Origin of the sequence: Pokkaliibacter plantistimulans, assembly GCF_003194385.1 — a bacterium.
Lineage (GTDB): Bacteria > Pseudomonadota > Gammaproteobacteria > Pseudomonadales > Balneatricaceae > Pokkaliibacter > Pokkaliibacter plantistimulans.
Window position 1 is genome coordinate 15,485 of the sequence record NZ_LAPT01000030.1, and the last position, 17,643, is coordinate 33,127.

Here is a 17,643-nt window from a genome sequence, read left to right on the forward strand (position 1 = left end):
AACAACATCTGCAATCAGGAAAGCCCTATGAAATTACTGCGATTCGGTACAAAAGGCGCCGAGAAGCCCGGCCTGCTGGATGCCAATGGTCAGATCCGTGACCTGTCTGCCCATATCAGCGACATCAACGGCGCAGCTCTCTGCGCTGAAGCTCTGGCAAAACTGGCGGACATCGACCCGCAAACCCTGCCTGTGGTCGAAGGCGAACCACGCCTTGGCGCCTGCGTGAACGGCGTCGGTAAATTTATCTGTATCGGCCTCAACTATGCCGACCACGCCGCAGAGTCAGGCATGGATGTGCCCAAGGAACCGGTCATTTTCAACAAATGGACCAGTGCGATTTGCGGCCCTAACGACAACGTGGAAATCCCCCGTGGCTCCTCCAAAACCGACTGGGAAGTGGAGCTGGGCGTGGTGATCGGCAAAGCCGGTCGCTATATCGACGAAGCCGACGCCATGGATTACGTGGCGGGTTACTGTGTGATCAACGATGTCTCCGAGCGCGAATGGCAGCTGGAGAAGGGTGGCACCTGGGACAAGGGCAAAGGCTTTGACACCTTTGGCCCCATCGGACCCTGGCTGGTCACCAAAGATGAAGTGACTGATCCGCACAATCTGGACATGTGGCTGGAAGTGGACGGCCATCGTTATCAGCAGGGCAACACCCGCACGCTGATTTTCAACATTCCCCAGCTGATCAGCTATCTGAGCCGCTGCATGAGCCTGCAACCCGGCGATGTGATTTCTACCGGCACGCCACCCGGCGTGGGTCTGGGGCAGAAGCCCAGCCCGGTTTACCTGCGTGCAGGGCAAACCATGCGTCTGGGTATTGAAGGTTTAGGTGAGCAGCAACAGCTGACGGTTCAGGCGTAAGCAGAAGTGGTGTTCACGCGCTGTCGTGAATGCCTTCTCCATGACCGTATGACCCTTCGGGTTTTTAGTTGTTTTTTCACCCTCCGTTGTTTTCTTGTTCTCTCTTTTCCTGTTTGGCCTCCTGTTGGAGGCCTTTTTTGTTGCAGTTGCCCCGTCCTGAATACGGTTGACACCTTCCATCCCAGATTGACGGTGTGATGCAGGCATCAGGCGATTATGCATGGGGAAACACCCTGTCGCTGAGGAAATCCACCAGAGCGCCCGCACCTCCATAAGCCTACTCGACAATCAGCGTGACAAACGGTTCATCGGCAAGGATGGCTGGGCGAATCGTCAGTGATGGCATGGTGTTTTCTTCAGTGCTGGGCAGACAGTGATCTGTTCAATCGTGGGTTGCACGGCTATTAGCGCGGTTTTTCCGGCGGTACCAGCAGGCCATTCTTGATATCACCGAACACGAAACTGCTTTCCCATGAACCGATACCGGGCAGCTCTGCCAGTTTGTTACGGACAAAGAGTTCGTAGCTGTCGAGGGACGAGGTAAAGACCTGCAGCAGATAATCCTGACGGCCTGTCATCAGGTAGCAGGAGGTAATTTCGACGGTATCGCGCACACTACGCTCGAATTCAGTCATAACGTTCTTGCTCTGAGAGGCCAGCCTCACTTGCACGAAGGCAATGATGGGCATCCCCAGTGCCCGGTGATTGATGCGGGCGCTATAGCCTTCGATCACGCCGGATTCTTCCAGCATGCGTACCCGCCGATGGCAGGGAGAGGGGGAGAGATTGACCCGTTCGCTCAGCTCCTGATTGGTTAAACGGCCGTTGCGCTGAAGCTCAATTATTATTTTGGAATCTATTTCGTCCATTCGTTATTTCCTTGGAAGAATTTCCCAATAAATCAAAATAATGCCGACGATTTTGGCAGGTTTTGCAGGATTTAATGGTGTATTGTTTTTATCGTTTAAAGCGGCCCGATTATACGGGCAACTGCTGAAACCTTGAAAAATGCACTCTTGAAAAATGCACTTCAGGGTCAAGCGACGGAATCCATGCTCAGGGAAGGGCGATAGCTGTAACTCAGCCGCTCGAATATCTCTTCTTTAGCCTGCCAGCCGTCAGCTCACCTGCCGTTTTTCAAACACCTGTCTGATCAAAACAAAACCGCTGATAAAAACAACACCATAGGAGTTATGAATTGACTCAGCCAACATCCCACTATGCCGTGGACGATGTGCCAGCCGTTGGCACATCAACAGTAAAGCGTGGTTTCTGGTCATCAAGGATGGCCTTTATTCTGGCGGCTACCGGCTCTGCCGTTGGTCTTGGCAATATCTGGAAGTTCCCTTACATCACCGGTGAGAATGGCGGCGGTGCCTTCGTACTGGTTTACCTGCTCTGCATCGCCATTATCGGCATCCCCATCATGATGGCCGAAGTGCTGATCGGCCGTCGCGGTGGCCACAGTCCCATCAACAGCATGCGCACCCTTGCCCGCAACGCTAAGCTGACCCCCCGTTGGGTGTGGCTGGCAGGCATGGGGGTTTTTGCCTCGTTCGTCATTCTGTCGTTCTATTCAGTGATTGGCGGCTGGGCGACTTCCTATGTGCTGACTGCAGCCAGCGGTCAGCTGAGCGGGCAGAGTGCTGACGCCATCGGTGCGATGTTTTCCGGTCTGCTGGGGGATCCGGTCAGGCTGCTGATCTGGCACAGCCTCTTTATGGGCCTGACCATGCTGGTGGTAGCGAGGGGCCTGCGTGGCGGGCTGGAGCGTTCTGTCACCATTCTGATGCCAGCGCTGTTCATTCTGCTGCTGATCATGGTCGGCTATGCCAGCACTACGGGTCACTTTGGCGAAGCGGCCCGTTTTCTGTTTCAACCAGACTTTTCCAGACTGACTACGCAGGGCGTGCTGATCGCACTGGGCCATGCGTTCTTCACCCTGAGTCTGGGTATTGGCGTGATGATGGCCTACGGCTCCTACCTGCAGCAGGATATTTCCATTGCCCGCACTTCCGTCACCGTGTCGGTACTGGATACCGTGGTGGCCTTGCTGGCGGGCATGGCGATTTTCCCCATCGTGTTTGCCAATGGTCTGGAGCCGGGGTCAGGCCCGGGGCTGATCTTCCAGACCTTGCCGCTGGCTTTCGCGCAGATGCCATGGGGCAGTGTGTTTGGCACCGTTTTCTTCGTTCTGCTGGTGTTTGCGGCCTGGACGTCAGCCATTTCGCTGCTGGAACCGATTGTGGAATGGCTGGAAGAGCTGGATGGCATGAACCGTGTTACCAGCACTCTGCTGGCGGGTGGTTTGTGTTGGCTGCTGGGTATTGCTTCGATTTTGTCCCTGAATGCATGGTCCGGTTTTACCCCGCTGGCGATGTTCCCCCTGTTTGAAGGCAAAACTATTTTTGACCTGCTCGATTATCTGACGGCCAATGTGCTGTTGCCGCTGGGCGGGCTGACTGTGGCCGTGTTTGCTGGCTGGTTCCTCAAACGCGCCATGCTGGAAGAAGAGCTGGCCTTACCCCAACCCTGGTTCGGGCTGTGGTACAGCGTGCTGCGCTATATCAGCCCGGTCGCGGTGGCCATCGTATTTGTTTATAACCTGGTTTAACGCTGCTGGTTTCACCGTTCTCCGCACCATGACAAGCCGCTCATGGTGCTAACCGACTGGCCTCTTTCCGGAGAGGCCAGTTTGTCGGGTCACTTCTTACACGCTGAGTAAATCTGAGCAGGTTAGCTGCGATGATCCCCACGCAGGATGTACGCAGGGATCTGTTCCAGTGGAATTTCCTTGCTCACAGCATCCAGCTTTTTGGCTTCTTTCGGCATGCCATAAACCACGCAACTGGCTTCGTCCTGCCCGAGGGTAAGGGCGCCGGCTTCGTGCATTTCCCGCAGACCGCGGGCACCGTCATCGCCCATGCCGGTCATGATGATGCCGGTGGCATTGGCACCTGCGGCGCGCGCGGTGGAGCGGAACAGCACGTCCACCGAGGGTTTATGCCTGCACACAGGGGGGCCATCAATAATATCGACGACGTACTGAGCACCGCTGCGTTTGAGCAGCATGTGGCGTCCGCCGGGGGCGATCAGTGCCCGGCCGGGAATGACCCGGTCGCCGTGTTGAGCTTCACGCACTTCGATCTGGCACACCTTGTTCAGGCGGTCGGCAAAGGCCGCCGTAAATTTCTCCGGCATATGCTGCACGATGATAATGCCCGGGCAAACGCGGGGCAGGGCCGACAGCACGTATTCCAGTGCCTGAGTGCCGCCGGTGGAGGTGCCCAGCGCAATCACCCGTTCAGTGGTACGGGTCATCGCCGCCTGCGTGGCGGCGGGCATGATGGCATCGGCACTGAGTTTGGGGGCAGGTCCCGGCACCGGAGGCGTCAGCCGTTTCAGCCGGGCCTGTGCTGCGGCCTTGATGGCGCTGACCAGTTCATCGGTGGCATCCAGCAGAAACTGGCGCAGATTGCCCTGAGGTTTGGTGACGATAGCCACGGCACCGGCCGCCAGCGCCTCCATGGTGGTGGCCGCCCCTTTCTCGGTCAGGGTGGAACAGATCACCACCGGTGTGGGGTGCTCGGCCATGAGTTTTTTCAGAAAGGAGATGCCGTCCATGCGCGGCATTTCCACATCCAGCACGATGACATCGGGCCAGGCGCGCTTCATTTTGTCCATGGCGAATAACGGGTCGGGTGCGGCGCCTATGACTTCAATGCCAGCGTATTCGGACAGGCTGCCAGTCAACACCTGGCGCACGACCGCAGAGTCGTCGACGATCATCACTTTGATACTCTTCATGATGAACATGCCTCATAACGCCGACTGGCGATTTGTTGTTGAGTGGGATGTTTGAGGGCAATGTGGCCACTCCACACATCAAAAATCAGGTTGCGATACCCCTCACCGCCGACATGTTTGGCATGGCAGGTCATGCCATGGGCCGTGAGTAATTTAAGGGCTGCGTCTACATTCTGCTGACCAATGTTCTTTTGCATCAGCTGACCAAACATATTGCCACCACCGAACAGGCTCACCCGGTAATCCGAAGGCTGAGTCCCTGTGGCCCTGATCTCCTTTACCAGCATAAAGATCGCCTCGTCGGCATAGCGCCCATCAAGGGTTTTGCCCGGATTGCGCCGGGTCGGCAGCATGATGTGGCACATCCCGCCGAGCAGTGCGGTTTTATGCCACAGCACTACGGACACACAGGAGCCGAGCAGGGTGCGAATGCGTGTGTAGCAGTCGCTGAAATACAGCTCACCCGGCTGCAGTAATACCTCGATGACTCCCTCTGGCTTATGCATCTGGCTTCCGATAGATAGAGGGGCGAACTGCCCGTAGTTCTTCAGTAATTCCGTGCAAACTTTCCGAGTGGCTGACAAAGAAATAACCACCGGGACGAAGCCGGGTACAGAGTCGCTGAACGACCTGACGCTTGGTCTCTACATCGAAGTAGATCATCACGTTGCGCAGAAAGATCACATCGAAAACGCCCACATCAGGCAGGGGATTGTTCAGATTGATCTGGCGGAACTGCACCCGTTTGCGCAGCGCGTTATCAATGGTGAAAAAACCATCATGGCAACCCGTACCCTTGAGCCCGTAGCGCAGCAGCAAATCCCTGGGAATGCCTTCCGCATCGAGCAATGGATAAAGGCCCTTGCGTGCCTTGTCGAGAATGCGGGTGCTGATGTCGGAGGCCAGAATCTCCCACGGGCGGGTTGGTACGGTATCCGCCAGCAACAGGGCCAGGGTGTAGGGCTCTTCACCGCTTGAACAGGCCGCACTCCAGATCCGCAGCGGTTGTGCGCCGGTGCGCAGCTCACTTCGCAGCTTTTCCGCCAGAAACTCAAAATGCTTGGGTTCGCGGAAAAAATAGGTCTCGTTGGTGGTCAGCAGATCCACGGCGTTCTGCAGCTCGTTCTTGTCCTTCATCAGCAGCTTGAAGTAATCGCTGTAGCTGCCAATGCCGAAGTAGCGCAGGCGTTTATTCAGTCGGCCTGCTACCAGCTGCTTCTTGCTGTCGGCCATGGAAATGCCAGCGATTTCATAAATCAGCCCGCGAAACTGCTCGAACTCACGGTTTGACAGGGTCAGGCTGTTCATGGACGTTCCTCGTCTGATCAGGCTGTTAGAATCAGGCAGCGTCTTTATTCAGGCCGCTTCTTTTTCTTTACTCAGGCAGCGTCTTTACTCAGGCAGACTGCTTGCTGGCTGAGGCAGCGGTGCTGGCCAGTTGCTGCATATCCTCAAGGGACAGCACCCGGCCGATATCGAGCAGCACTACGATGTTGCCATCGATCTTGCCCATGCCGCGGATAAAGTCGGTACGGATGTGGCTGCCAAAGGTCGGCGCAGGTTCAATATCCTGTGGCGGAATTTCCAGTACGGCACAAACTGCTTCCACGACGATCCCGATGGTTTGCTGTACCTCATCCCGTGACACATCGAGGATCACGATGCAGCTGCGGCGGCCGATGCGGGTTTCACCTTCGCCAAAGCGCTGGCGCAAATCTATGATGGGCACCACACCACCGCGCAGGTTGATCACGCCCAGCACGCTGGCAGGCATCATCGGCACCGGGGTCAGGCGGCCAAACTCGATGATTTCACGGACATTACGTGTGCTTACCGCAAAGGTTTCTTGCCCCAGAGAAAATGTCAGGTACTGCTCGGCGGTGCCCTGGTCGAATGTCTGACTGGCATTGGACATGGTTCACTCCCGGGACGGTTGAGGTCCCTTGTCTGCTGTGTTGCACCTGTCTGGCGTTATGGAATCAGTACAAGTGCTTGCAAGGGTTATTTTATTGATGGAAGCGGACGAAGCCGTCAGACATAGTGCTGCTTTCCAGCATGCTGTCGTCTTCTTCGATTTCCCGTTTAGCTGCACGCTTGCTGCCGGATTTACGTAGCGGGCCGCTGCTTGAGGCACTCGCCATACCTGACACCCTGAAGAAGTTCATCAGTTGCTGCAGCTGCTCGGCCTGTCCGCTCATCTCTTCGGCGGTGGCTGCCAGCTCTTCTGATGCCGATGCCGACTGCTGGGTAATATTGCTCAGCTGCGTCATTGCAGAGTTGATCTGACCGACACCGGTGGTCTGTTCTTCCGAGGCGGCGGCGATTTCCTGCACCAGATCGGAGGTCTTGGTGATGGAGGGCACCATCTCATCAAGCAGGGTGCCGGCACGTTCTGCCAGAGAGACACTGTTGCGAGCCACTTCGCTGATTTCCTGTGCGGCGACCTGGCTACGCTCGGCCAGTTTGCGTACTTCGGCAGCCACCACCGCGAAGCCTTTTCCGTGCTCACCGGCACGGGCCGCCTCTATAGCGGCGTTGAGGGCCAGCAGGTTGGTCTGATAGGCGATGTCATCGACGATGCTGATTTTGTCGGCGATGGTTTTCATGGCGGTGACGGTGTTTTTCACTGCCTGACCGCCTTCATCGGCTTCGCGAGAGGCCTTGCTGGCCATGCTATCGGTCACCTTGGCATTTTCGGTGTTCTGGGCGATGGAAGAAGACATCTCTTCCATTGAAGCACTGGTTTCTTCCACCGAAGCGGCCTGTGCGGATGCGCCCTGACTCAGGCTCTGTGCCGTGGCGGAAATCTGTTCTGACGCGCTGGACAGTGAGTCTGCATTGCTGCGTACATCGCCAATGATCTGCGCCAGCTTCTCGACCATCAGTTTGATCGCACCCAGCATGCTGCTGGTATCGCCGTTTCTGGTGGAGACCGACACCGTCAGGTCTCCGGCGGCAATCAGGGACACCACTTGAGCCGCGTAGGCAGGCTCGCCACCGAGCTGACGCAGCAGATTGCGGGTGATAAAGAAGCCGATAAGGCTGATCAGCAGAATAGTCAGCACCGAGACTATGGCCGAGGTAATAGTGGCGGAGGTCAGTTGCGCCTGCGCATTGGCCGTGCCTTCGTCACCGAGGTCTTCGTTGAACTTCACATGCGCCTCAAAGTCGGCGGTCAGCACATTGATCACGTTGGCGTTAGCCAGAATCAGATCGCGAGCGGCATCAGTCTGGTTGCCTCGGGATAACCTCAGTACCTGTTCACGCACATCCTTGAAGGTCGCAATATCAGCAAGATCTTTGTCCAGCATCTTCTTGTCGTCGTCATTGGAGAGCAGGGCGCGGTAGTCCTCTGTGGCTGAAGTAAGTGTTTTCTCCGTTTGCGCCAGCTCCTCATCGATAGACTTCATACCCTGGTCATCAGGGGTAAGGATATGTTTGTACATCAGACGGATCTGGTCTTTCGAGGCGCTTTCCATCGCGCGTAATGCCAGCAGACTGGGGACGGTATTGTCATTGCCGTAACTGGCTGCGCTGTAGACCTGTCGCAACTGATACTGGCCCAGACCGCTCAGCACCAGGATGCCAAGGAGGGCACACAGCACCAGGAGAATCATTTTCTTACTTATGGTCATGATAGAACCTCCCAACTTGGACCGTTTACCGAGGTATATCAGTGGTGACTGCTGGGAATGGACACAGAACGCTGCTGTCCAGCCAGAGCCGCCAGCTCGTTCACAGACAGCACCTGCTCCATGCGTAACAGGGTGATGAAGTGGTCATCGAAGCGTGCCATGTCCTCAATGAATTCACCCCGAATACGATTACCGAAGGCCGGTGCCTGTCGCAGTGACGTCACCTCGATTTCCGTGACGGCACTGACAGCATCCACCAGGGCACCCAGCAAGTGGGTTTCGTCATCATCGATAATCTCGATGATGACGATGCAGGTGCGCACACCCACCGCAATCTTGCCCTGACCAAAACGCTCGGCCAGATCAATGATGGGGACAACCGCGCCACGCAGGTTGATCACGCCACGTACCAGACTGGGCATCATCGGCACATGGGTGATCTGATCAAACTCCAGAATCTCGCGGACATAACGGGTGGCAACAGCATACATTTCATTGCCTACCCGAAAGGTCAGATACTGCCGCTGCTGGTCGTCTTTCTGCTGCCGGATCATCTGGTTGGCGGCTGCCACAGGGTTGGAAGTTGACATGCTTCAGCTCCCGAAGCGGATAAAACCGCCCTCAAGCTCGCTGGCCATCTCGGTGGTACGTGTTGGCGTTGCACTTTTGATCAGTTGTTGCACGGCTGTCGAATGAGCGTTACCGGTGTGCTCTTTGCCACTCAATTGGAAAAACTGCATCAGATGCTGCAACTGGGCGGACTGGCTGTTCATTTCTTCAGAAGTAGCTGCCAGCTCTTCGGATGCCGCGGCGTTCTGCTGGGTAATGTCGCTCAGTTGGGTCATCGCCGAGCTGATTTGCGATACACCGGAGCTTTGTTCTTCGGAAGCGGCGGCAATCTCCTGTACCAGATCAGAGGTTTTGTTGATGGAAGGCAGCATCTGGCCGAGGAGTTGCCCGGCACGCTCAGCCAGTGCGACGCTACTTTTCGCCACTTCGCCGATTTCCTGAGCGGCGACCTGACTGCGCTCCGCCAGTTTGCGTACTTCGGCGGCGACTACGGCAAAGCCTTTACCATGTTCACCGGCACGGGCGGCTTCGATGGCCGCGTTCAGTGCCAGCAGGTTGGTCTGGTAGGCAATGTCATCGACGATGCCGATTTTGTCGGCAATGGTTTTCATTGCGCTGACCGTATCTTTCACTGCCTGACCGCCCTCGCTGGCTTCAACGGACGCTTTGCCTGCCATGCTGTCGGTGACTTTGGCGTTCTCGGTGTTCTGTGCGATGGAAGCCGACATCTCTTCCATAGCCGCACTGGTTTGCTCTACCGACGCAGCCTGACTGGAGGCGGCCTGACTGAGGCTCTGTGCGGTACTGGAGATTTCTTCAGCGGCATTACCCAGTGCCACAGTAGACTGATGCACTTCACCAATGATTTCCGCCAGTTTGTCGACGGTCGCATTCAGTGACAGCTGCAGTTGATGCAGGTGGCCTTTGTAGCTGCCTTCCATCTGACGGGAAAGATCCCCTTCGGCCAGTGCCGCAATCACATTCATGGCCTCACTGACCGGCACGACAATGGCCTCCAGCGTATTGTTGATGCCTTCGACGATACGGCGGAAGTCGCCACGGTGACGGCTGGCATCCGCACGGGTATCCAGCTCACCCTTCAGGGCCGCATCGCTGAGCATGCGGGTGTCATCGATCAGTGCAACCACATTGGAACGCAGCTGCTCGATACTTTCGTTGATAAAGGCTTTTTTACCGGGGAAGCGCTCCAGCGGGGCGTTAAGATCCCCTTCGCTGAAGGATTTGATGCAGGCCATAGCCTTTTTCTTGACGCTGATATGGCCCGTCACCATGTCGTTGATACCACGGGCAATATCGGCATAGGCGCCTTTGAAACGCTCGGCATTGATGACGACATCAATATCGCCTTTGTCGTGCTCTTCAGACATATGGCGCATATCTGCCATGAGACTTTTGAGGTTTTGCCTCAAACCCTCAATGTTGTCATTGATAAAGGTTTTCTTGCCGGGGAACTGCTCAAGCGGAGCGTCAAGATCACCCTCACCAATGGCTTTCACGCAGGCCATGGCCTTTTTCTTGACGTCGATATGGCTGGCTACCAGGGCATTGATACCATCTGTCAGCTCTCGATAGGCGCCGGGGTAGTTTCTGCTCAGCACCACATCGATATCACCGGCGGCGTGCTCCTTGTTCATATTGCGCAGATCGCTGAACAGCTGGCTGAGGGTACCCGCCAGCTCCAGCTGATGGGAGTACAGCGAGCCGGATACGGCATGGCCATGCTGTCCCGCAGCAGAAATATCGCCACGGCTCAGTTGCAGCGTCAGTGCAGTGAGCTGCTCAGGGGAAGTGCCGAGATAGCTGCTGATGGCCTGTTTGAACAGCACGGCCTGTGCAATCACTAACAGCGCACCGATGACGGCGATGGGCGTCATGGCGGCACTGCTCTGAAGAGCCGCTAAAAGCAGGATGGTAACAAGGGCGGTTGCGACCAGTGCCACAATACGATTGACCAGGCTCATTGGGCGTTACTCCTCAAATGGTTCACTTGGTTCAGTTGACTGGATGCAAGTCCAGCTCGGTTGTCGTTGTGAGTGACCTGTGCTAGCAGGCCAGGGATATCGAGAATCAGGGCAACAGCGCCACTGCCCAGAATGGTGAAGCCGCTGAGGGCTGGCACCTGAGCAAAGACCTTGCCCAGAGGTTTGATGACGGTCTGAAATTCGCCCAGCAGCTGGTCAACCACCAGCCCGGCGCGGATTCCGGCATAACGAACGACGACGACGTTTTCACGACGGGGAGGCGTACTGTCATCCGCGAACAGCTGACGCAGACGGATAAACGGCAGTACATCGCCACGCAGATCGAGAAATTCCTGATTTTCCAGGCCTTTGCCCGGCAGCTCGATGCACTCTTCCACCATATCCAGCGGCACGACATAGCTGGCCTGCCCGACACTGATAAGGAAGCCGTCGATAATGGCCAGTGTCAGCGGCAGGCGAATACGTACGCAGGTGCCCTGGCCCAGCTTGCTGTCCAGCTCCACCGTGCCACGCAGGGCAGTGATGTTGCGTTTGACCACATCCATACCGACACCGCGGCCGGACAGGTTGCTGATCTGATCGGCGGTGGAGAAACCGGGCTCAAAAATCAGATTGAAGATTTCCTTGTCAGACAGCGGTTGACCTTCTGAGGCCAGTCCGCGCTGCACAGCCTTGGCCATGATTTTCTGCGGGTTGAGGCCGCCGCCGTCGTCGGACACTTCGATGACGATGCCACCGGCTTCGTGATAGGCGTTCAGCCGCACCACACCTTGTGCAGACTTACCGTTGGCCAGCCGCTGTTCAGCAGGCTCGATACCATGGTCCATGGCGTTGCGGACCAGATGGGTGAGGGGGTCACCGATCTTTTCGACCACGGTTTTATCCAGTTCGGTTTCGCCACCGCTGACCTGCAGCACGATGTCTTTGCCCAGCTCTTTGGACACATCGCGCACCACACGCTGGAAGCGGTTAAAGGTGGCACCAATCTGCACCATGCGCAGGGTCAGCGCCGAATCACGCACTTCTTCCACTAACCGCGACAAGGTTTCGGCCGACTCATTCATTTCCAGCATGCCGCTACGCTGGGCCAGCATGCGGGTGTTGGCACCGGCAATGATCAGCTCGCCGACCAGATTGATCAGCTGGTCGAGCTTGGCCGCATCGACTCGAATCAGGTTGGAGTCGCCACCACCACGCTGGGCTTCCTTACCGGCTTTGGCTGCTTTGGCGTTATCGGTGGTAGCCACACTGGCGGGTGATGTGTTGCCCGCCGCCAGTGTGGGGAAGTCGCTTTTGGCATCGTCACTGCCGAAGGTGCTCATGGAAGTAGTGTCACTTTCTGCGACGACGGCCGGTGTCTGCAGCTGCAGCCATTCCGCTTCGGTCAGTGAACCGCAACGTAACAGCCGCTGCAGCTGCTCATCACCTTCGTCCTGTCGCAGTTGCAACAGGCTGGCAAAGGCGGTCAGCGGGGAGTGGGGCGGGATGATCTCGATGCTGCTTTCATCGCGGACAAATTCAAAGGTGCCATCGATCGTGGCCTGATCGGCATCCGATACAAAGGCCAGTTCCAGCCCGATATAGCAGGCTTCCGGGTCCAGCTTGTCCAGCGCGGGCAGGTGCTCAAGCACCGGCTCGACATGGGCAACAGTGCCGAAGGTGGCCATATAACGCAGGAAGGAGGTAGGGTCCATGCCGCTGCGCAGGGTGTCGGCACCAAAACGCAGTGACAGGTGCCAGTGATGGCTTGCCGTTTCGCCGCTGGCGGTGCGTGCCTCTGTGTGGTCTGACTCGGCTGCCTGCGGTGCCGTGGCTGCTGTCGGAGCCTCCTCCAGGTAGCGCTTCAGACAGGTGATCAGCTCAGCGTCGGTGGCGCGGGTTTCCACCGACACATCGGCCAGATCATGGCCGTCTGCCAGCCAGTCGATCAGCCCGCCGAGGTGATCACCCACCTGCAACATCAGAGCAATCAGCTCGCTGTCGAACCGCACCTCACCGGCACGTACCCGATCGAGCACACTTTCAGCGACGTGAGTAAACGCCACAATGGCGTCGTAGCCGAACAGGCCGGAAGAGCCTTTGATGGTGTGGGCGGCGCGGAAAATGGCATTGATCAGCTCAGGATCATCCGGAGACTGCTCGATTTGCAGCAGCGCATCTTCCATCTGCTGCAGGAGTTCACGGCTTTCGGCGAGGAAGGTGCCGATGATGCTGTCGAGATTCATCAGTGCAGCCCTCCGAAGGGCAGCTGCCCGTTCAGCCCCAGCATCTGTACGACGTCCGTCACGGCAGCAGTCGCTCCTTCAATGCTGAAGCGGATGTTCTGGCGTTGGGCTTCCTGGCTTACGGCCAGCAGCAACTGTAGCCCGGCACAGTCGAACTCTTCAATCTGGCTCAGGTTGAGGTGCAACTCCAGAGCACCTTGCAGCGCGCCAACCAGTTGCAGTTTGGTATCTGCGGCGGTGTAGATGGTCAATGCGCTGTCGAGAGTCAGTTCCCGATGACCGTCTTGGGTAGTGATGTCGCTCATGACGGACCTCTGCTACTCAGGGAAGAATCAGTTTGGATACAGCCGTCAGCATTTGCGCAGGCTGGAAGGGTTTCACCACCCACGCCTTGGCACCGGCGGCCTGACCTTCGGCCTTTTTGGCGTCGCCAGCTTCGGTGGTCAGCATGATCACCGGGGTGAACTTGTAGGCAGGCAGCTGCTTGACGTTCTTAAGAAAGGTGATGCCATCCATCACCGGCATGTTGACGTCACTGATGATCAGATGAACCTTGCGGCCATCGAGTTTGCGCAAGGCATCTTTGCCATCGACACCCTCGATAACGTCATATCCGGCATTCTTCAGAGTCATACCCACCACCTGACGGATAGAGGCGGAGTCATCAACGATAAGAATGGTTTTAGCCATGGTGCTTCCTCAGAAGAAGGTAATGTCATCACTGGCCTTGCTTTTCTTGCTGCTCTTGCCTGAGCGGCCGCCGTGATGAATTTCATGCTGTTCGGGGGTGGTGTAGGTGTGCGAAAGCTCTTCCATCCAGCTGCGGGCATCGACCTGCACGGCGTTCTTCTCGCTCAGGTGGTCTTTGAGCTTTTCGATGTCCTGACGCACATGGGTCAGGATCTGGCTGACGCGATCCTGAAACTGCAGGGCGATAACCACATCGGCAATTTCCTCACCCAGTACCGAGTTTTCTGCCTGCAGGGCGTTACTGTGTTCGACCAGACGATTGGCGCCTTCACTGAACTCGTTGATCACCTGGTGAATGATCTGACTGGCGTTCTCCAGCGTGCGGGAATCTTTAGAGGCGTGTTCGCTGGAGACGGCGAGCGTACGTTCGATGGCGCTGCTGACGGTTTCGATGACTTCGCCGATACGCTGGCCGGTGGTTTCTGACATGGTGGACAGTTTGCGTACTTCATCAGCGACCACGGCAAAGCCACGACCGGCTTCGCCTGCACGAGCGGCTTCAATAGCGGCGTTCAGTGCCAGCAGGTTGGTTTGCTTGGCAACATCGCCCACTTCCTTGGCCATGGTGCGTAACTGGCCGGTATAACTGCTGAGCTTCTCGACTTCAGCCAGCAGCGACTCCTTGCTCGACAGGGCCTGACGCAGCTGGCCGAGAATATCTTCTAATTCGGATTCGCTGTGCGATAGCAAGTTGATCAGGCTGTGGCTGTCAGCCTGACCATCACTGCTCACCGCGGCATTGAGGCGCCCGGCCATCTGACAGAAGCGGTCGCTGATGGATTCAATGGAAGACTGGGTATGGCTGCGGGCCACTTCGATGTTCTTTGCCCAGATCGGCGCAATGGAGGTGCAGAGTTCGGGCAGCCCTTTGACCAGCTCGGAGCTGGTACGGCTTGCACCGGCCTGTTCACCCTGCTGATACGCCTCCTGCAGGGCCTGGCTGTGGCTGTTGCTTTGGCTGCGCAGCCAGAGCCACAGAATCAGTGCAGGGAGGAGGGCGGAAATAACCCAATAGATGGAAGGAAAACTGGTCGCTAACCCGATTAGCACTGCACTTACAAGGCAAATCAGCACTACCGGCAGCCAAGGCGTACTCTGAGTAGGTGTAGGATTCGTCACTTTCGCGCTCCATCTGAGATGACGCTACAGCGAGGAGAGTGCTGCAGCGGATAGTCACATGATGGAATAAATGTGCAAACTGTCACATAGTGTGTTTCTGACATTTAAGTCAGGAATGTCTGGAAGTGTTGGTAGGAATTTCCCTACCTGAGAGGGATGTTACTGGCTGCCTGAGTCAGCAGCGGGAGATTGAGAAATAACCTGCCTGATTCCGGCTGGGGTTGAATTGACGTCAGTCAACCAAGCCGTTAGCCAGAGCGTATTTAACAATGTCAGCGTTAGAGCTAAAGCTCATCTTTTCCATCAGCCGCGTCTTGTGCGTGCTGACGGTCTTGTTGCTGATAATCAGTTCTTCGGCGATCTGATTGACACTTAACCCTTTGGCCAGCATCCGCAGAATCTGAAACTCACGGTCCGTCAGCTGGCTGGTGCCTGACTCCTGCGGCACGCTGTTGGCAAACGCCAGCTGCTCTGCAATACGCGGGTCCAGATAGCGACCGCCACTGGCCACCTTGTGAATCGCCGCAAGTAAGGTTTCCGGGTTGTGGTCTTTGGTCAGATAGCCACTGGCTCCGGCCCGCAGTGCCCGCTGGGCGATCTGCGCCTCGTTGTGCATGCTCAGTACCAGTATGGGGAGTTTCGGTACCTTGCCGTGGACACGGGTAATCAGATCCTCACCGCTCAGCCCCGGCATGCTCATGTCCAGCAGTAACAGGTCAAACTGGCTACTGCGCAGATGCTCGATCACCTGAGCGCCATTTTCTGCTTCTTCAATCACCCGGAGGGCGGGATCAAACTCGATCAGCTGCCGCAGGCCGCTGCGCATGATGGCATGATCATCGGCGATGAGGAGACGAATCATTGAAGTTCCTTGTTTTCCGTGGCGGGGAAGGTCGCCTGAATGGTCGTGCCCTGACCGGGGTGGCTGAAGATCACCACTTCACCGCCCAGGCAGATGCCACGCTCGCGCATACCCGCCAGTCCCAGAGAGTTTTTACCTACGCTGTCAGGTTTGAAGCCGACCCCGTTATCCGTGATATCAAGCCTATATTGATCGTCGAGACGTTCAAGACTCACCACTGCACGGCTTGCGCCAGAATGACGAGCAATGTTGGTCAACGCCTCCTGCACAATGCGAAAGGCGGTGGTAGCCAGATTGTCATCCAGCTTTGGCTCGCCGCTGTGGGCGACAAACTCACAGAGGATATGCGGATGGTGGCTGCGGAAATCATTGATCAGCCATTCAAGGGCCGGGTACAGGCCCATGTTGAGCACGGTAGGGCGCAGGTTGGTCGTCACTGAGCGCACCACCTGAATGGTACGGTCACAAATCTCCATCAGTTGTTCAACGTGCCCGTTCAGCCCCGGATTCTGCTCGCCATAGCGCAGGCGCATCATGGAAATCCCCATGCGCAGGGCAGTGAGGTGCTGGCCCAGCTCATCGTGTATCTCGCTGGCGATCAGTTTGCGTTCTTCCTCACGGGCGCTTTCACGTCTGCGGGTCAGCTCGCGCAGTTGTCGGTTACTTTCCGCCAGACGGCGTTCGGCCTTGCGGATATCGGTGATGTCACGAGCGAGAGAAATCACATTGGTCACATCGCCGCTGGTATTACGCTCCGGCACCATCTGCACCAGATAATGCGACTGCTGTTCAACGGGGCCATCAATGCCACGAATCAGCTCTTCTTCTACCGCTTCACCGCTGTCGGCGACCTGCCTGACCATGTCAGCCATGATGTCGACCTGCGAGTTCTCGCCGAAAGCTTCCCACGCCGGGCGCCCACGCACCTCCACCAGAGGCAGCCGGCACAGGGCTTCAAGCGCTGGGTTGGCATAGATCAGGCGAAAATCCGGGGTAAAGCGGCCAATGGCGTCGGGGATGTTTTCTATCATGATGCGCAGCTGGCGCTCATTGCGTAGCAGAGTGTCGGCCATGCGCCGCTGCTCACTGAGATCGTGAATCAGCGCCAGTACGTAGTATTTGCGGCCGTACTGGAAATGCTTGAACTGCATGGAGACGTAATGCTGCGGGCTACCCTGATGGCTGCTGAGTTCCAGCGTCAGAATGCGGTGCGACTCGATGGCTTCCAGCAACGAGACTTCGTGATTGACGATATGCGGTGTCAGCAGACTTTCCAGATTGTGGCCAAGCAGCCGACTGCAGGACAGGCCCAGCAAGGTGCAGGCCGCTTCGTTCAGATAGCGCACACAGTGATCGGCATCAAGCAGCGCCACGCCATCGGCGGTACTGTTGAGGGCATAACTGAGCAGATATGCCAGCTCGGGTTCATTGTTGAAGGGCAGTTCTTCCAGTTCGTCCATGTCGCGTCCTGCATGGTTATGTTGCACGGCAACCAGTCAGGTAAGTGTAGACAGTAATCTGCAGAAGAGCCTGTGAACAAGCTATGTTATGTTTTCTCACCCCTCATGAGATCGGATTACAGGGGCTTGGTGACTCTCACTGATATCGCCCTTCGGGTGCCGATATAACGTGGAGTGGTCGAAAAGGAGTTTCAACGTGCAAAGGTTAAAGAGTTTCAACGTGCAAAGGTTAAAGAGTTTCAACGTGCAAAGGTTAAAGAGTTTCAACGTGCAAAGGTTAAAGAGTTTCAACGTGAAAAGTTTAAAGAGCTTCAACGTGAAAAGTTTAAATGGCACAGA

General features: G+C 56.6%; 17 protein-coding genes. 2 read left to right on the forward strand and 15 right to left on the reverse strand.

The window, feature by feature from the left end; all coding sequences use genetic code 11:
* The first annotated feature begins 27 nt into the window (after positions 1-27).
* A complete protein-coding gene (locus tag WH50_RS07625) occupies positions 28-873 on the forward strand; it encodes an ureidoglycolate lyase (RefSeq protein ID WP_110186780.1) in 846 nt (281 codons plus the stop codon).
* Here WH50_RS07625 and WH50_RS26085 read toward each other — a convergent pair.
* Together WH50_RS26085 and WH50_RS07630 are read right to left on the reverse strand one after the other, a co-directional pair.
* Positions 838-1,095, reverse strand: coding sequence for a hypothetical protein (locus tag WH50_RS26085; RefSeq protein WP_133251275.1), 258 nt, complete (start codon positions 1,093-1,095; stop codon positions 838-840). The two genes, WH50_RS07625 and WH50_RS26085, sit on opposite strands and share 36 nt — an antisense overlap.
* Before the next feature lie 182 nt (positions 1,096-1,277).
* Positions 1,278-1,742 (reverse strand): Lrp/AsnC family transcriptional regulator, encoded by a 465-nt coding sequence (locus WH50_RS07630; RefSeq protein WP_110186781.1) that lies wholly within the window; start codon positions 1,740-1,742, stop codon positions 1,278-1,280.
* A 356-nt stretch (positions 1,743-2,098) separates the two neighbouring features.
* Between WH50_RS07630 and WH50_RS07635 the strand changes: the two genes are divergently transcribed.
* Positions 2,099-3,487: a sodium-dependent transporter gene (locus WH50_RS07635; RefSeq protein ID WP_279305909.1), complete on the forward strand. Its 1,389-nt coding sequence runs from the start codon at positions 2,099-2,101 to the stop codon at positions 3,485-3,487.
* Positions 3,488-3,609: 122 nt separating this feature from the next.
* Here the strand turns inward: WH50_RS07635 and WH50_RS07640 are convergent, their stop codons facing one another.
* The 13 genes from WH50_RS07640 to WH50_RS07700 form a co-directional block, all read right to left on the reverse strand.
* Positions 3,610-4,680, reverse strand: coding sequence for a protein-glutamate methylesterase/protein-glutamine glutaminase (locus WH50_RS07640; RefSeq protein ID WP_110186783.1), 1,071 nt, complete (start codon positions 4,678-4,680; stop codon positions 3,610-3,612).
* On the reverse strand, positions 4,677-5,186 hold the full coding sequence (locus tag WH50_RS07645; protein WP_110186784.1) for a chemotaxis protein CheD: 510 nt from the start codon (positions 5,184-5,186) through the stop codon (positions 4,677-4,679). The genes WH50_RS07640 and WH50_RS07645 overlap by 4 nt, the downstream gene beginning before the upstream one ends.
* A complete protein-coding gene (locus tag WH50_RS07650) occupies positions 5,179-5,988 on the reverse strand; it encodes a CheR family methyltransferase (RefSeq protein WP_110186785.1) in 810 nt (269 codons plus the stop codon). The genes WH50_RS07645 and WH50_RS07650 overlap by 8 nt, the downstream gene beginning before the upstream one ends.
* Before the next feature lie 88 nt (positions 5,989-6,076).
* Positions 6,077-6,595: a chemotaxis protein CheW gene (locus WH50_RS07655; RefSeq protein ID WP_110186786.1), complete on the reverse strand. Its 519-nt coding sequence runs from the start codon at positions 6,593-6,595 to the stop codon at positions 6,077-6,079.
* 91 nt (positions 6,596-6,686) lie between these two features.
* On the reverse strand, positions 6,687-8,315 hold the full coding sequence (locus WH50_RS07660; RefSeq protein ID WP_110186787.1) for a methyl-accepting chemotaxis protein: 1,629 nt from the start codon (positions 8,313-8,315) through the stop codon (positions 6,687-6,689).
* Between the two features lie 38 nt (positions 8,316-8,353).
* A complete protein-coding gene (locus WH50_RS07665) occupies positions 8,354-8,905 on the reverse strand; it encodes a chemotaxis protein CheW (RefSeq protein ID WP_207780221.1) in 552 nt (183 codons plus the stop codon).
* 3 nt (positions 8,906-8,908) lie between these two features.
* Complete coding sequence (locus WH50_RS07670) at positions 8,909-10,867, reverse strand: methyl-accepting chemotaxis protein (protein ID WP_110186788.1); 1,959 nt, start codon at positions 10,865-10,867, stop codon at positions 8,909-8,911.
* The gene (locus tag WH50_RS07675) at positions 10,864-13,113 is read right to left on the reverse strand and encodes a chemotaxis protein CheA (protein WP_110186789.1); all 2,250 of its coding nucleotides are present in this window, start codon (positions 13,111-13,113) and stop codon (positions 10,864-10,866) included. Before WH50_RS07675 ends, WH50_RS07670 begins: the two co-directional genes overlap by 4 nt.
* Positions 13,113-13,418, reverse strand: a complete 306-nt coding sequence (locus WH50_RS07680; protein WP_110186790.1) for an STAS domain-containing protein — start codon at positions 13,416-13,418, stop codon at positions 13,113-13,115. The genes WH50_RS07675 and WH50_RS07680 overlap by 1 nt, the downstream gene beginning before the upstream one ends.
* Before the next feature lie 16 nt (positions 13,419-13,434).
* On the reverse strand, positions 13,435-13,803 hold the full coding sequence (locus WH50_RS07685) for a response regulator (RefSeq protein ID WP_110186791.1): 369 nt from the start codon (positions 13,801-13,803) through the stop codon (positions 13,435-13,437).
* Between the two features lie 9 nt (positions 13,804-13,812).
* The gene (locus tag WH50_RS07690) at positions 13,813-14,982 is read right to left on the reverse strand and encodes a methyl-accepting chemotaxis protein (protein ID WP_133251276.1); all 1,170 of its coding nucleotides are present in this window, start codon (positions 14,980-14,982) and stop codon (positions 13,813-13,815) included.
* Between the two features lie 232 nt (positions 14,983-15,214).
* Complete coding sequence (locus WH50_RS07695) at positions 15,215-15,844, reverse strand: response regulator (RefSeq protein ID WP_110186793.1); 630 nt, start codon at positions 15,842-15,844, stop codon at positions 15,215-15,217.
* Positions 15,841-17,304, reverse strand: a complete 1,464-nt coding sequence (locus WH50_RS07700) for a PAS domain-containing sensor histidine kinase (RefSeq protein WP_110186794.1) — start codon at positions 17,302-17,304, stop codon at positions 15,841-15,843. The genes WH50_RS07695 and WH50_RS07700 overlap by 4 nt, the downstream gene beginning before the upstream one ends.
* Positions 17,305-17,643 lie beyond the last annotated feature (339 nt).